The organism is Acinetobacter sp. LoGeW2-3, assembly GCF_002688565.1.
Taxonomy (GTDB): Bacteria; Pseudomonadota; Gammaproteobacteria; order Pseudomonadales; family Moraxellaceae; genus Acinetobacter.
The window spans coordinates 1,213,427-1,229,594 of sequence record NZ_CP024011.1 but is presented as its reverse complement, the minus strand read 5'-3'; the positions used below and the strand labels follow the sequence as shown (position 1 = coordinate 1,229,594).

The 16,168-nt window shown below is 43.6% G+C and carries 13 protein-coding genes; 2 read left to right on the top strand and 11 right to left on the bottom strand.

Annotated features, from left to right (window positions below; all coding sequences use genetic code 11):
• Window position 1 precedes the first annotated feature (1 nt).
• Window positions 2-1,840, top strand: coding sequence for a glutamine--fructose-6-phosphate transaminase (isomerizing) (gene glmS, locus BS636_RS05845; protein WP_099337939.1), 1,839 nt, complete (start codon window positions 2-4; stop codon window positions 1,838-1,840).
• A 59-nt stretch (window positions 1,841-1,899) separates the two neighbouring features.
• Window positions 1,900-3,270 carry a phosphomannomutase CpsG gene (locus tag BS636_RS05840; RefSeq protein WP_099337938.1) on the top strand — a complete coding sequence of 457 codons (1,371 nt, stop codon included), beginning with the start codon at window positions 1,900-1,902 and terminating at the stop codon, window positions 3,268-3,270.
• 63 nt (window positions 3,271-3,333) lie between these two features.
• On the opposite strand, the gene galE is transcribed toward BS636_RS05840, so the two are convergent.
• The 11 genes from galE to BS636_RS05785 form a co-directional block, all read right to left on the bottom strand.
• On the bottom strand, window positions 3,334-4,353 hold the full coding sequence (galE, locus tag BS636_RS05835; RefSeq protein WP_099337937.1) for a UDP-glucose 4-epimerase GalE: 1,020 nt from the start codon (window positions 4,351-4,353) through the stop codon (window positions 3,334-3,336).
• A complete protein-coding gene (gene pgi / locus BS636_RS05830; RefSeq protein ID WP_416202910.1) occupies window positions 4,346-6,007 on the bottom strand; it encodes a glucose-6-phosphate isomerase in 1,662 nt (553 codons plus the stop codon). Before pgi ends, galE begins: the two co-directional genes overlap by 8 nt.
• Window positions 6,008-6,018: 11 nt before the next feature.
• Window positions 6,019-7,275 (bottom strand): nucleotide sugar dehydrogenase, encoded by a 1,257-nt coding sequence (locus tag BS636_RS05825; protein ID WP_099337935.1) that lies wholly within the window; start codon window positions 7,273-7,275, stop codon window positions 6,019-6,021.
• Between the two features lie 17 nt (window positions 7,276-7,292).
• Window positions 7,293-8,168, bottom strand: a complete 876-nt coding sequence (gene galU / locus BS636_RS05820; protein ID WP_099337934.1) for a UTP--glucose-1-phosphate uridylyltransferase GalU — start codon at window positions 8,166-8,168, stop codon at window positions 7,293-7,295.
• A gap of 289 nt (window positions 8,169-8,457) precedes the next feature.
• On the bottom strand, window positions 8,458-10,305 hold the full coding sequence (locus tag BS636_RS05815) for a polysaccharide biosynthesis protein (protein WP_099337933.1): 1,848 nt from the start codon (window positions 10,303-10,305) through the stop codon (window positions 8,458-8,460).
• Window positions 10,306-10,366: 61 nt separating this feature from the next.
• Window positions 10,367-11,539, bottom strand: a complete 1,173-nt coding sequence (locus BS636_RS05810; RefSeq protein WP_099337932.1) for a DegT/DnrJ/EryC1/StrS family aminotransferase — start codon at window positions 11,537-11,539, stop codon at window positions 10,367-10,369.
• 22 nt (window positions 11,540-11,561) lie between these two features.
• A complete protein-coding gene (locus BS636_RS05805; protein ID WP_099337931.1) occupies window positions 11,562-12,218 on the bottom strand; it encodes a NeuD/PglB/VioB family sugar acetyltransferase in 657 nt (218 codons plus the stop codon).
• Window positions 12,215-12,820, bottom strand: coding sequence for a sugar transferase (locus BS636_RS05800; protein WP_099337930.1), 606 nt, complete (start codon window positions 12,818-12,820; stop codon window positions 12,215-12,217). Before BS636_RS05800 ends, BS636_RS05805 begins: the two co-directional genes overlap by 4 nt.
• On the bottom strand, window positions 12,817-13,959 hold the full coding sequence (locus BS636_RS05795; protein WP_099337929.1) for a glycosyltransferase family 4 protein: 1,143 nt from the start codon (window positions 13,957-13,959) through the stop codon (window positions 12,817-12,819). Before BS636_RS05795 ends, BS636_RS05800 begins: the two co-directional genes overlap by 4 nt.
• Window positions 13,956-15,050 (bottom strand): glycosyltransferase, encoded by a 1,095-nt coding sequence (locus BS636_RS05790; RefSeq protein ID WP_099337928.1) that lies wholly within the window; start codon window positions 15,048-15,050, stop codon window positions 13,956-13,958. The genes BS636_RS05795 and BS636_RS05790 overlap by 4 nt, the downstream gene beginning before the upstream one ends.
• The gene (locus BS636_RS05785; RefSeq protein WP_099337927.1) at window positions 15,047-16,165 is read right to left on the bottom strand and encodes a glycosyltransferase; all 1,119 of its coding nucleotides are present in this window, start codon (window positions 16,163-16,165) and stop codon (window positions 15,047-15,049) included. Before BS636_RS05785 ends, BS636_RS05790 begins: the two co-directional genes overlap by 4 nt.
• Between the last annotated feature and the right edge of the window lie 3 nt (window positions 16,166-16,168).

Here is a 16,168-nt window from a genome sequence, read left to right as displayed (position 1 = left end):
TATGTGTGGTATCGTCGGTGGCATCGCGGAACGTAATATCAGCAATATCTTAATTGAAGGCCTAAAACGTCTTGAATACCGTGGTTATGACTCTGCGGGTCTGGCCTTAATCAATAATAGCCAGGTGCTACGTGAGCGCCGTGTAGGTAAAGTCGCAAATCTTGAGCAAGCTGTAAATGAATCACAGATTAATGGTTCATTAGGCATCGCGCATACACGCTGGGCAACTCATGGTAAACCGACTGAAAACAATGCTCATCCCCATATTTCGGGTAATGTTGCTGTGGTTCATAACGGTATTATTGAAAACTACCAGGAGCTAAAAGACGACCTTGAAGCTTTAGGCTATGTGTTTACCTCACAAACTGATACTGAAGTGGTTGCCCATCTGGTCAACGATGCACTGAAATCTACCCCTAGTCTGCTTGAAGCTGTTCGTCAGGTCGTACCCCAACTAAAAGGTGCTTACGCACTCGGGATCGTACATACAAATTATCCAGATGAATTGATTACCGTGCGTGAAGGTTCACCACTGGTGATTGGTGTCGGTATTGGTGAAAACTTTATTAGTTCAGACCAATTGGCACTCTTGCCCATCACCAACCGTTTTATCTACCTTGAAGAAGGTGATATTGCACGTTTAACACGCAACAGCATTGAAGTCTTTGTCGATGGCAAACGCGTGGAACGTCCAATCAAAGAACTTGATGCAACGGTCAGCAATGCTTCAAAAGGTGAATATAAGCATTACATGCTTAAAGAAATTTACGAGCAGCCTGAAGCGATTAAACAGACCATTTCTCAAGCGTTAAATGGTAATGCACTGCGTGAAGATTTCTTGGCTTCTGCAGTGACAGATTTTTCAAACATTCAACAAGTCCAAATCATTGCCTGTGGTACCAGTTACCACGCCGGCATGATTGCCAAATACTGGTTTGAACAGCTGATTGATCTGCCTTGTCAGGTCGAGATTGCCAGTGAATTCCGCTACCGTACGCCAGTGATTGTCAATAACACACTCTATATTTGTATTTCTCAGTCAGGTGAAACAGCCGATACTTTGGCTGCGCTACGTGATACACAAAAACGTGCTCTAGTGAAAAGTTTAAATATCACTACCATGACGATTTGTAACGTAGCCACGTCATCTATGGTCCGTGAAACCAACTACAGCTTATTAACACTTGCGGGTCCTGAAATTGGTGTAGCTTCAACCAAAGCCTTTACCACACAGTTGGCTGCACTAATGCTACTGGTACTGAAAATCGGTACGGTGAAAAATGCCATTTCAGCTGAACAGATGACTGAGATCACGACTGGACTATGGCATATGCCTAAGGTACTTCTGGATACCTTAAGTCATGATAATGAAATTCTGCGTCTCTCTGAACTCTTTGTAGAGAAACAGCACTGTCTGTTCCTAGGTCGTGGTACACACTTCCCGATCGCACTGGAAGGCGCACTAAAGTTGAAAGAAATTTCTTATATTCATGCAGAAGGTTATGCGGCGGGTGAGCTGAAGCACGGTCCATTGGCTTTAGTAGATAATGATATGCCAGTAGTGATTCTAGCGCCACAGGATGAGATGCTCGATAAACTGAAATCCAATATGGAAGAAGTTCAGGCACGTGGCGGTGAACTCTTTGTTTTTGCTGATGAAAATAGCGGCATTAAAGCCAAAGAGCGCCAGCATGTCGTACATATCCCTGAAGTAAATGCCATTTTAGCACCAATTGTTTACAGTATTCCTGTTCAATTGCTTTCTTATCATGTTGCAGTATTGCGTGGTACGGATGTCGATCAGCCACGTAACTTAGCTAAATCAGTCACAGTAGAATAATTAAAATTGAACTGAGGCTGGGTAACCGGCCTTTTTTCATTTAAATGGAGAGAATAAAAATGACCCAACTCACTTGTTTTAAAGCCTATGACATCCGTGGCAAACTGGGTACTGAGCTAAATGAGGATATTGCCTATAAAGTTGGCCGTGCCTATGGACAAATTTACCAACCTAAAACAGTTGTCGTGGGTTGTGATATCCGTCAAAGCAGTGAAACATTAAAACAGGCCACAATTAAAGGCTTGAATGATGCAGGCGTGAATGTACTTGACCTGGGCATGACAGGGACTGAAGAAGTCTATTTCGGTGCTTTCCACCTCAATGTTCAAGGCGGTATTGAGATCACAGCTAGTCATAATCCGATGGACTATAACGGCATGAAACTGGTTCGTGAAAATGCTCGCCCAATCAGTGCCGATACAGGTTTAAAAGAAATTCAGTATTTAGCTGAAAGTAATCAATTTAATGAAGTGGCATTAAAAGGCACAACTCAAAAATATAATGTGTTGCCTGAATTTGTAGATCATTTGATGACTTATATTGAGCCTGCAAAAATTCGCCCACTTAAATTGGTCGTGAATGCAGGTAATGGTGCAGCGGGTCATGTCATTGATGCTATTGAAGAAAAATTCAAAGCACTGAATGTCCCAGTTGAATTTATCAAGATTCATCATGAGGCGGATGGTACTTTCCCGAATGGTATTCCTAACCCGATTTTGGTGGAAAATCGTGACAGTACTCATAACGCCATAATTGAGCATCAAGCTGATATGGGTATTGCTTGGGATGGTGACTTTGACCGTTGTTTCTTGTTCGATGAAAAAGGCCAGTTTATTGAAGGCTATTACATCGTCGGTTTATTGGCACAGGCTTTCTTACTTAAACAATCTGGCGAGAAAATTGTCCATGATCCACGTTTAGTATGGAACACATTTGATATTATTAAACAATTCAAAGGTGAAGCCATCCAGTCAAAATCAGGTCACTCCTTTATTAAGGAAAAAATGCGTGAACACAATGCCGTATATGGCGGTGAGATGAGTGCGCATCATTACTTCCGTGATTTCGCTTACTGTGACAGTGGCATGATTCCATGGTTATTGGCTGTTTCTGTACTTTCTGAAACACAAAAACCGCTGTCTTCTCTGGTTGAAGAAATGATTGCCAAGTTCCCATGTTCAGGCGAAATCAATTTTAAGGTCGCTGATACCCAGGCGACTATTCAGAAAATCTTTGATCACTTTGCTGAGCAGAACCCAGCGGTTGATCAAACGGATGGGGTAAGTTTGGACTTTGGTGCATGGCGTGTAAACGTACGTGCGTCTAATACAGAACCTTTATTACGCCTGAATATCGAAACCCGTATAGACAAAAATCCAAAACCAATGCAGTCTTATATTGATGAATTAACTCAATTAATTCAGGGCTAACTTACCTCCAATAAAAAGAGCCTTTTGGCTCTTTTTTTTATTGCTTATGGATTTATGAATGATTTAATTACGGTAACCATTCGGATTCTGCTTCTGCCAGTTCCAACTGTCTGCCAGCATATCTTCCAGACCATATTGCGGTGTCCAGCCCAATTCTTGTACTGCACGCGCATTATCAGCAAAGCAGGTAGCTACATCCCCTTCACGACGCGGTACAAATACAAATGGAACAGTGACCCCGTTCACCTGCTCAAAGGTATTCTTGACCTGTAGCACTGAAATTCCGTTGCCGGTACCAATATTCCAGGCACGGCAGCCTTGTGCTGCCAGACGGTTATTCAATGCACACAGATGCGCATTAGCCAGGTCGACCACATGAATATAATCCCGTACTCCGGTACCATCTGCTGTATCATAATCATCGCCAAAAATAGCCAGTTTTTCACGACGTCCTACTGCAACTTGAGTCACATAAGGCATTAAATTATTCGGAATTCCTTGAGGATCTTCCCCAATCTGCCCACTCTTATGTGCTCCTACCGGATTAAAGTAGCGCAATAAGGCAATGGACCAGCGTTCATCAGATATAGACAGCTTTTGCAGTAACTGCTCAACAATCAGCTTGGTATAACCATAGTTATTGGTCGGTATCCCGGTAGGCATATCTTCATTTAAAGGTGAAATGTTGTTCTCACCATAGACAGTAGCAGAAGAACTGAATACGAGTTTAAACACTTGGGCACGCTGCATCGCCTGAACCAGGCTGATAGAGCCGGCAATATTATTATCAAAATAGGCTAATGGAATCTGCTGACTTTCCCCGACTGCCTTTAATCCAGCAAAATGAATAACGGCATCAATCTGATGGGTGTTAAAGATGTGATCCAGAATTTTTTGATCTAAAATATCACCCTGAATAAAATCCAAAGTTTTTGAAGTCAAAGCCTGAACACGATTCAAAGACTCTTCCGAACTGTTGGACAGATTATCCAGCACCACCACTTCATGGCCAGCATTTAATAATTCCAGACAGGTATGCGATCCAATATAGCCTGCTCCACCTGTTACTAATACTTTAGCCACGCTGTTTCCCCATGAGAATTTCTATTAAACCTTGTGTCGATGTATCCAGTTTCGATAAATCTGTCTGCTCAGCATTGAGAATCGGTAATAGCTGGTTGGCAATTTCCTTACCTTTCTCTACACCCCACTGGTCAAATGGATTGATATTCCAGAGTACCGATTGTACAAAGACTTTATGCTCATACAGTGCAATCAACATTCCTAAACTGTAAGGATTAAGTTCCTGTAATAAAATGGTAGAGCTTGGCTGATTACCTTCATATTGCTTATAAGCGGGTAAATCAGCGAGTTCTTTTGCATCCAGCGCCTGATTGCCGAAAGCCAGTAAACGCGATTGTGCTAAACAGTTAGATAGGGCAAGATGATGCTGCTCAATCAAGGCGTCCGCATTGTCTGCATAGGTAAACTGGTTGGCATTATAGCGTTTTACCGGTGCAATAAAGTCGCAGCTGACAGATTGGGTACCCTGATGCAAGAGCTGATAGAAAGCATGCTGTGCATTCGGTCCAACTTCACCCCAAATAATTGGACAGGTATCCCATTCAACTTTGCTGCCATTACGTTGAATTGATTTACCATTGGATTCCATTTCCAGCTGCTGCAAATAAGAAGCAAAATACTTCAGACGGCCATCATAAGGCAGTACAGCATGGGTCTGAATATCCAGAAAATTATTATTCCAGACACCTAACAATCCCATCAGTACGGGGATATTCTGCTCAAAAGGCGCAGTCTGAAAATGCTCATCAACCGCATAAGCACCCGCCAGAAAATGCTGAAATCCTTGTACACCGATTGTTAATGCGATCGGTAAGCCAATACAAGACCATAGTGAATAACGGCCACCGACCCAATCCCAAAGCAGGAACTGATTTTCGGGAGCAATTCCCCAAGCGGCCATTTTTTCAGGTTTGGTCGATACTCCAATAAAATGATGCTTAAGAATTTGAGCATCCTGTCCAAGGGCTTTTTCTAGCCAGAGACGGACAGTTTGAGCATTTGACAGCGTATCGATCGTACCAAAAGATTTAGACGAAATAATAAATAGCGTGGTTTCAGGTCGTAGCTTATGCAACAGTTCAGAAAGCTGACTACCATCCATAGTCGATACAAAATGAACATTGAGTGGCTTTTGAGTCGGCTGCTTGAAGTCTGATAAAGCCTGGCTCACCATCAAAGGTCCAAGGTCTGAACCACCTACCCCAATATTAACAACATCCTGAATGACTTCACCGGTCGCACCGCGATATTGACCTGTATGGATTTTTTCGACCAACGTGAACATTCGCTTAAGCTGGGTATGGACCTGTTCAGCTAAATCCGGATGTCGGGAATTCTGTTCAGGTAAGCGCAATGCCCAATGCATCGCTGCACGCTGTTCAGTGTAATTAACTTCTTGGTGGGAAAAGAGTTGTTTGATCCACTGTTTTAAATCTTGGGCTTGTGCCAGTTGAACCAGTGATTGGATCACCTGCTCATCAATTCGGTGTTTACTGAAATCAAAAGTAATCGGATCAAGATCAACTGAAAAATCTTTAAAACGACTGGCATCTAATTCAAACAGCTCAGTCAAATGCTTTTGCTCAAACTGCTGTTTGAGTGCTGCTAATTTTGACCAGATAGTATCTACATTTTCTATAAGATCAGGCTGCATATTGGTATTCATTAGCGTCCAACTCCCTTATAGGCAAATCCCTGTGCTTTAACATATTCCGGATTATAAATATTTCGTCCATCCAGAATTAAAGGGTGCTGCATCATTTTCAATAAAGCAGGGTAGCTTGGGCTCCAATATTGTTTCCATGCAGTGAGTACACACAGGGCATGTGCATCTTCAATCGCTGCATACTGATCCGCACAATAAATAAGATCATCCCGCTGACCATAGACTTTTTCAATTTCAGTCAGTGCCTGCGGATCATGTAATTTTACAGTTACACCTTGTGCCCAAAGCGCTGTAAGCATGGCATGAATGGGTGACTGCTGAATTCGTGAGGTATTTTCTTTAAAAGACGCGCCCCAGATGGCAACAGTTTTACCAGCCAGATCACCATGGTAATAATTCCACAGCTTCCGGAACAGAATTTCCTTTTGCTGCTCATTAATTTCCCAGACCTGTGCCAGGAGCTGACTTTTAGCCCCAGTCCCCGATACTGTACTGGCAAGTGTCAAGATATCGTGAGAAAAGTTTTCTCCACCAAAGCCTGCACCGGGATACAAGTAAGATGAACCGATCCGGCTATCCGCAGCCATGCCCTGACGGACATGCTCAATATCAATACCCAGTTTTTCGGCAACGACAGCTAGGTCATTAATGTAGCTGATACGGGTAGCGAGCATGCCAGATACACTAAGCTTGGTAAATTCCGCATCGAGTACCGGCATAAACAGATATTGCTGCTCACGAGGAAAAAGTGGTCGAAGCAGCTCCTGCAACGTTACTTTGGCAGCTTCATTTGAGCAACCCACAATAAGCTGGCTTGCATCCGTCAGGCTGCGTAAAGCATTACCTTCCTGAATAACGTCTGGCAAATAAATCCAATGATCTTCAGCAAGAATTTTCTGAAACTTTTCAGTCCCATGCAATCCTAAGGTCGATGCATTGATCATTAACTTAGGATGAATGATGGGACGCTGTTTTAATTCACGTAAGATCTCAATCCCTTGTATTTCTTCAGTAGGGCTCAAGCTGAAGAAATAAACATCTACATCTAAAGGAATATCATCAAATTTACAGTAATGAAGAAAGCCTTTAGCATGCTGCTTATTCAATAATTGCTGAACCGCTTCGTCCTGTGCATAGACTTGCTCAGAAGAAGGCTTCTTCAATAAATCACACCAGAATACCTGATGACCACATTCAGCCAATAATGCCGCCATCACCCCAGAATATAGGGTCTGGCCAAATACTGCGACCTTCATGAGTTATTCAGTCCTTTTTATAGTTCTAAATCCTGAATCAATGCTTTAAATGATTCACCCAATTTTGGATGATCAATACCATAATGCAATACAGCTTTGAGATAGCCCAGTTTGCTACCACAGTCAAAGGTTTGTCCTTTCATGCGATAAGCTTCTACAATATCAGTTTGCTGCAACATGGCAATGGCATCGGTCAGCTGGATTTCATTACCTGCACCACGTGGCGTTTGTTCCAGTAGTTGCATGATCTTCGCAGGTAGGATATACCGACCAACTACTGACAGATTTGAAGGTGCGGTACCCACAGCAGGTTTTTCGACAATACCTTGCATTACTGTACTTTGACCTTCATCCGGTGTTACGGCAACATCTACAATGCCATATTGATCCACTAGATGATCTGGTACAGCTTCAACCATGATTTGCGATGCTTGTGATTCATTAAAACGTTGAATCATTAAACTTAAGTCATTGGTAGCATCACTATCTTTAACCAGTACATCTGGCAACAAGACAGCAAAATCATCCTCACCTACCACACTTTTAGCACACAACACGGCATGACCCAGTCCTAATGGCTGTGGCTGGCGTACGCTAATTACGCTAACATGAGACGGGAGGATTTCAGTAATTTCTTTGAGCAGACCAAATTTTTTCTTATGCTCTAGTGTCGTTTCAAGTTCAAAATTACGGTCAAAATAATTTTCAATAGACGCTTTAGAAGAGTGAGTGACCAGAATAATCTGTTCAATTCCAGCAGCAACTGCTTCCTTGACTACATATTCAATCGCTGGGCGATCAACTACAGTCACCATTTCTTTTGGAATAGATTTACTGGCCGGGAGGAAACGTGTACCTAGACCTGCAACAGGAAGAATAGCCTTCTTAATCATCGTATATAATTAATTATTAAATTGGAAAAAATATACTATATTAACTATCTTGTCTCTCAGCAAACCTTAAATCTGTTGTTTTTTGTTGAGAAAATATTGATATCCCTAGTGGATGATCTAAGGTATTAATTCCTTATTTCGTAACCATGACTTTTCAGTAAAAAAATTGTATTTAAAAAAGACTCTCATTTTATTGATAATTTTATATAGAGCCTATATTTTTCATCCTATTATGAAGATGATTTGAATTAATAAATTATAAGAAGACTGTTTTAAATTTATTGTTGAATTATCCACGCCTATAGCCATCCACATACTGCTTTAAGATCTTAATTAATGAATTTTTATTATTCTGTGATCTATATTCTTCTAAATACCCAAATACTGTATTAATTTCATTCTGTGAACAGTACTTTTCATAAGATTTTAAAATTCGCTCATGGAATGTTTTTTTAACATTTTCTTGATCGATAAGAAGCTCTTCATATAACTTTTCACCGCGACGAAGTCCAGTAAACTGAACTTCAATATCCCCGATTCCATTCTCATCTACGGGACGTAAACCGCTTAAGCGAATCATCTGTTTTGCGAGGTCAATAATTTTTACCGGCTCACCCATATCCAGCAAAAATACGTCACCACCCGTCCCCATTGCACCAGCCTGAATCACAAGCTGAGCCGCCTCAGGAATGGTCATAAAGTAACGGGTAACTTCTGGATGCGTCACAGTCACCGGACCACCTTGGGAAATTTGTTTTTTAAACAACGGTACAACTGAACCCGAAGAACCCAAGACATTACCAAAACGTACAATGCTGATCTGGGTTTTGGGTTTAGTGGCTGCCAAGCCCTGACAATATAGCTCTGCCATACGCTTAGACGCACCCATCACATTGGTTGGGCGTACGGCTTTATCTGTTGAAATCAGAACAAAAGTTTCTACGCCTTGATTGACTGCAGCATCAACACTACGCGCAGTACCAATGGACGTGTTATAGATTCCTTCAAAAGGATTGGCTTCCACTAAAGGTACATGCTTATAGGCTGCAGCGTGGTAAACGGTTTGCACCTGGTATTGTGCTAGTACTCTTTCCAGTTTGGTTTGATTGGTCACAGACCCTAACACAGGAATAGCTTTCACTCCTGAACTTTGTAGTTCACGGTCAATGGAATATAAAGCAAACTCAGACATTTCAAAAAGCACTAGCAACTTAGGCTGATGTTTCACAATCTGACGGCACAGTTCTGAGCCAATTGACCCTCCTGCCCCAGTGACCATGACGACTTTATCTTTGATATTTTTTTCTAATAGTTCAGGTTTAGGAGGAACCGGATCACGACCTAACAGGTCAATAATATCCACTTCACGGATATCTGAGACTTTCACCTGTCCATTGACCAGCTGAGTCACGCCAGGTAACTCCATAATTTTGACATCAGCCTGTTCAAAGGATTCGATAATTTCCTTTTTACGTACACGACCAACGGAAGGCATCGCTAGCAAGATTTCTTCAATGTGGAATTTACGAAATTTACCTAAAGCTTTTTTCGCAGAATAGATTTTTAAACCGCTGAGTGACTGCCCTTGCAGTGAAGCCTTATCATCAATAAAGCAGACAGGCAAATAATTATCAGAACGAAACAATGCTGCTGCAATCTGCTGACCCGCCAAACCCGCACCATAAATTGCAACACGTTTGCGGTTAGCCTTTTTGGCAAAAGTGCGTAAAGTCAGATAACGGATCAGTGCCCGGCTCCACCACATCCAGGAAAAAAGTACAAAGCCATACATGAGCGGAATGCTCATTGGAATAAAGGCCAGATCCAATTTCTTGACGGCATACAGCGCAACAATCTGAACAAAAGTCGCAATCGAAAGTCGCAGCAAATAATCTTCATTAAATGAACGGACAATCGCGCTGTAGATGCCCATCAAGGCAAAAGTCAGGACACCAAATACTCCGACATAGATATACCAGAACTCTAGTCCCCCCATGACTGAAACGTTTGGCCGGGCCAGACGAATCGCGTAGACCAGCCACATAATCACTGGCAAGACACAGATATCCATCGCCACCAGTACAATCTGTTTCTGGTGACGTGGCAAGGATGCAAGATATCGAATAATGTCTTTCACAAAGGGCTCGGGGGTTCGGTTCTAAAAGTCAGGGAAGGCGTAAATTATACGCTGTTTTCGACTATGCAATACGGGCAATTACTTGCTGAATCGTATCTACGGTTTTTTGCAGGCTCTGTTCAGATAAGGTTGGATGCACCACAAACATCAGGCTACTTTCACCTAGCTGTTGGGCATGCTTTAAACGCTGTTCTGGACGCCACGGCGTACCCTCAAAGGCTTTTTCCAGATACACCTCTGAACAAGAACCACTAAAACATGGCACACCCAGCGCATTAATTTCTGCCATGATGCGATCCCGTGACCAGCCTTCTGGTAAGATATCAACATTAACCTGCACATAGCATTTATAGGCTGCATGTTCATAATCCGCCGACGGTTGGGCTACCGTAAAGTAAGGACTGTTTTCAAAAGCAGCCTGAATACGTGCCATATTGGCATTACGCACCGCAGTCCATTGCGGTAACTTTTTCAGCTGAATGCGACCAATCACCGCCTGCATTTCCATCATGCGCCAGTTGGTACCAAAGCTGTCATGCAGCCAGCGGAATCCTGGTGGATGCTGTTTGTTGTAGACACTGTCATAATTTTTGCCATGGTCTTTATAGGACCACATTTTTTTACACAGCGTTTCATCATTGGTGGTGACCATGCCGCCTTCACCGCCGGTGGTCATGATCTTATCCTGACAGAAGGACCATGCACCAATATGCCCGATAGAACCAGCAGATTTGCCTTTATACATGGCACCATGCGCTTGGGCACAGTCTTCAATCACATACAGGCCTTTTTCTTCAGCCAGCTGCATGATCGGATCCATATCACACATCCAGCCTGCCAGATGCACACAGATAATGACTTTGGTATTCGGCGTCAGTACCGCTTCAATGGTACGACGGGAAATATCCTGAGAGTCCAGCTCCACATCAGCAAATACCGGATTGGCACCCGCAGTAACGATCGAGCTGGCTGAAGCCAGGAAAGTCCGTGAAGTGACTATCACATCGTCCCCTGCCCCGACCCCCAAGGCTTTCAGTGCCACATCCAGCGCGACCGTGCCATTGGCAACTGCAACGGCGTGTTTTGTTCCCACGAACTGCGCAAATTCCTTTTCAAATGCACGGCATTCCTGACCAGTCCAGTAATTGACTTTATTTGACAAAAGAACCTTTGATACCGCGTCTGCTTCCTCTTGAGTAAAGCTTGGCCACGGCTCAAATGCAGTGTTTAACATGGATATTTCCTGGTTGAGAGATTTATTTAGACTCGACAATGCGAGCCGGATTGCCAATCACAGTGACGCCGGCTGGAACACTTTTGGTGACCACGGCGCCCATACCGACCACAGCACCACGCCCAATCACCAAAGGCTGATCTGGTGTGCCCTGCTTGATCATGGCTCCAGCACCAATATAAGCATGGTCTTCAATGTGAATATTGCCATTACATTTTACTCCTGGTGCAAAAGTAACAAAATCCCCAATCACACAATCATGCTCTACATAACTGTATAAATTGGCATGGAAGCATTTACCGATCTGGATATTCGAAGTAATGGTCACAAATGGACTAAGGGCCGCGCCTTCAGCAATATTCGCCTGATCCATCAACACCACATTATCGGCCTGAATCGACCAGAGCCGAATTTCATCCTGCTCAAGTCGCTTGGCAATTTTTTCGCGGACTTGGCTATTGGCAATTGCGATCTGCACTGCTTTAAAATCTGCAGATTCATTTAAAAATGCGGCATAATTCATAGCACGATGACCATTAATCTGAGTAATTTCAGTCAGGGCATCATCAATAAAGACGATTTCAGATGGATCATTGTCACGTGCCAATTGCTGCCGTGCCACCGGCATCAGGCTACGGCCACAGCCGGAAGCGCCATAAATCGCATAAAGCTGGGTCATTTTTTCTGTTCCGGTGTGCCAGTAAATTTGCTCATGGTTGCCTCGCCTTCGGCATGAATATCATCTTTGGCCAAAACCTTTTTCACAGTTTTCAGCATGATTTTAAAATCCAGCCAAAGTGATTGATGTTCCACATACCATGTATCAAGACGGAATTTTTCTTCCCAGGAAATGGCATTACGACCATTGACCTGTGCATGACCGGTCATGCCAGGACGGACATTATGCCGTTTCGCCTGCTCGGCATTATATAGCGGCAGATATTCCATCAACAGCGGTCGTGGACCGACGATACTCATATCGCCTTTGATCACATTCCACAGTTCTGGCAATTCGTCCAGACTGGTGGAGCGCAGCATCTGACCAAACGGCGTCAGACGTTCACTGTCCGGTAATGGATTACCTTGGGCATCCAATGCATCTTTCATGGTACGGAACTTGATCATTTCAAAAGGCTTGCCATGCAGGCCAGGACGTACCTGACGGAACAGTACTGGAGAGCCCAGATTCTTTTTCACCTTGTAGGCTACCAGTACATATACCGGTGACAGGATCACCAAAGCAGTTGAAGCAATCGCCACATCCAGAATTCGTTTGATCATGCCGATATTCCCATCTCACGCAGCATATGTGCATTGACCTGATGTACATCATATTTGCTTAAGGTACGTTCACGCGACTGCTGTCCCATATAGAGCATCAGTTTTGGATCGTCAATAAAATACTGCATTGCCTGCACCAGATCATCCACTGATTTTACCCCGACCAGATAGCCATTGACACCATGGGCTACAGTTTCACGACAGCCTGGCGCATCGGTGGTAATAATCGCCCGTCCCATGGCCATGGCTTCCAGCACGGTACGTGGCGTACCTTCGCGGTAAGATGGCAAGACATACACTGAACTGGCTGCAATTGCCGGACGCACATCACTGAGTCTGCCCCAGTAATTGATGGTCTTTTCTGCAATCCAGCTGTCCAGTTCAGCCTGAGAAATTGCAGTCGGATTATCATCAATCCAGCCGACCAGATGAAATTCGGTTTCCGGATATTGAGCTTTGATGATCCGTGCTGCTTCGGCATATTCACGTACGCCTTTGTCCCCTAATAAACGGGCAATGAGCAAAAATGAAGCTTTGACCTGACCTTGTTCATTGACTGGCAATGGCATCACATCAAAGTCCTGCACATTGACCCCGGAACCATTCACCACCACGGTCGGCTTATCTTTTTTCAGAAAATGCATGTCCTGAAACAGTTTCAGATCGTCCGGATTCTGGAAAAAGACTTTATCAGCATGTTTTAAGGCTTGAGCGTATAAGCCATGGACCATTTTCTGGAACAGGCTACGTTGACCCGATTCGACATTCTGAAAGGCATAGCCCAGACCAGTAATTAAAGCAAAACGATGTGGCACTTTAGCCAGCCAGGCAGCCAAGGTGCCGTAAATGACGGGCTTGATGGTATAAGACAGCACATAATCCGGCTGAATTCGACGGATCTGCTGATACATCTGCTTTAACAGTTTCAGATCGGCCAGCGGATTGGTACCTGTGCGCTGCATCGGAATTTCATGCACCTGATAGCCCAACTGTAACAGCTGCAGATACTCTTCAGCAAAGCTGGACAGTTCCGGAGCCATGATATGGATTTCAAAACCGCGCGCGGCAATAGCTTCCAATAACTTGCCACGAAAATTCAGCACTGAAGGTAAAAAGCTGCTGATCATTAAAAATTTCATGCCTGTTGGCTCCATACCTGCATATATTGCTGACTGACAATTTCGATACTGAAATATTGCTCTACCCGCTGCCGTGTCGCCTGTTTCAAATTCTGTTTTTCAGCAATATTCAACTGGAGATACCTTAAAATGGCTTGGGCTAAAGCATTACTGTCGCGTGGCGGCACAATATACCCCAACTCCTGCACGATATAGCTGGCATCCCCAACATCAGTACTGATACATGGCAAACCGGAGGCCATTGCTTCAACCAGTACATTCGGAAAACCTTCGGTAATCGAGGTCATCAGGAAAGCATCAATGGACTGATAAAAAGATGGCATATCGGAGACCTGATCCAGCAACTGCACCTTGTTCTGATCCAGCTGGTACTGATCAAACAAAACCTTCACTTCAAGATTATTGAGACTGGCACCATCACCAGCAATTCGAAATACAACTGGCTGATCTTTCAGTTTCGCCATAGTTTCAAACAGATAAGGATAGCCTTTGGCTGGATGATAACGCCCGGCAAAACCAATCACGATTGGATCATGTAATTCCGGATTAGGCTGAAACTTATCCAGATACACACCATTCGCGATCACATGACTATTAGAATTATGAAAACCGAATGCCTGATGCTGCTGCATGGAAGAATGAGCACAGTAAATAATCGCCTGAGGCTGCTTCGATAATAATTTGCTTAATCCTAAAGCCAGTTTAGTGCTGATGGATTCTTCTTTCGGTGAAGCCAGAGAATGATGAATGCCCCAGATCACTTTCGGCTTCTGCTTTAAACTAATGACACTCAGGCTGGTTAAGACATTGGCATGGTACATCCAGCACTGTACCGTTTGCGGTGTCAGTTGTTTTAATAAAGCTCTCAATTTCTGGATGATACTTAACGTATTCAATCCATTCCAGCCCAAAGCATAATGTGCCTGACAGCGATCTAGAGTGCTTTGATAGACTTTTGATGTTTTCATCAAGGCGATAATGACATGCTGATATTGCTGCTCAGTTGCTTGAATCAGGCGCGATAGCATCATCTCCGCCCCGCCAACCCCAGCAAAGTTGGTAATTACATGTACCATGGTCGGCTTGCTCATGCGACCTGCTCCATCATCTGCAGGTATTGCTGCAATACAGTCAATTTATGGAACTGCTGAATATGTGCAACAAAATCCTGCTCTGTATAGCTGACATAATCGCCAAAAATGGCTTGCTGCATGGCTTGGGTGAGCCCTGCCTGATCATTGCATTCAACCAGCAAGCCAAATCTGGAATTATCCAGAATTTCCATCGGACCACTTGGGCAGTTGGTACTCACCACTTTGATTTTCGACGCCAGTGCCTGAATCAACACACCTGGCAAACCTTCCCAATTCGAACTTAAAACAAAGAGTGAAGCATATTTAAAATAGGCATAAGGATTGGAATCAAATCCTGGCAAATCCATAATGTTTGTCAGACCTAACTCAGCAATAAGCGCCTCGAATTCAGTACGGAGTTCGCCTTCACCCAGAATCAGCAGTCGAGTGTCGGGATGCTGGTCATGCAGGCCTTTAAAAGAACGGATCAAAAAGCCAAAATTCTTTGCTTCAGTCAGACGGCCAACAGCCAGAATGACTTTATTATTGCCATTAAAGAATTTGTGTTGGACGGGTACTTTTAGTTTTTCAAAATAGGCATCGTCCAGTACCGGGTTATAAATCGTACTTAGATTGGACTTTTTATAGCTATAATATTCCCGGAAATCCTGCTCGACGCCTTTGGAAACACAAACCACCTGCTGTGCCATCGGATAGGTAAAATTCACCAAAGTTTTTAAAATAAATTTTGCCAAGCCTTGAGTTTTCATATTTTTAGACGGCGTAGAGACTTCCCGGAAAATCAGGCGGGTTTTCACCCCGGCCAGTTTCTTGGCCAAAGCGGCAATAATATTGGTGTGAGTCTGGGTAGCTACCAGACAATCATATTGTTCGGCCTGTAGTTTCTTTTTTAACGGCAGAGTCGCATTCGCGACACGACCGCAGTCAAAATTCACCAACTGGATTTTCGGGCTGACTTCCGGCAATAATTTTGCTTTGACTCCATTCAGGTCACACACACCTAAATGAATATTCAGGCCCTGTTCGGCAAAACTGTTGGCCAACTGAATTACCGTGCGCTCCGCACCACCGCCCCCCAGCGTCGGTAAAAAGAACATCACTTTATTCAACATAAT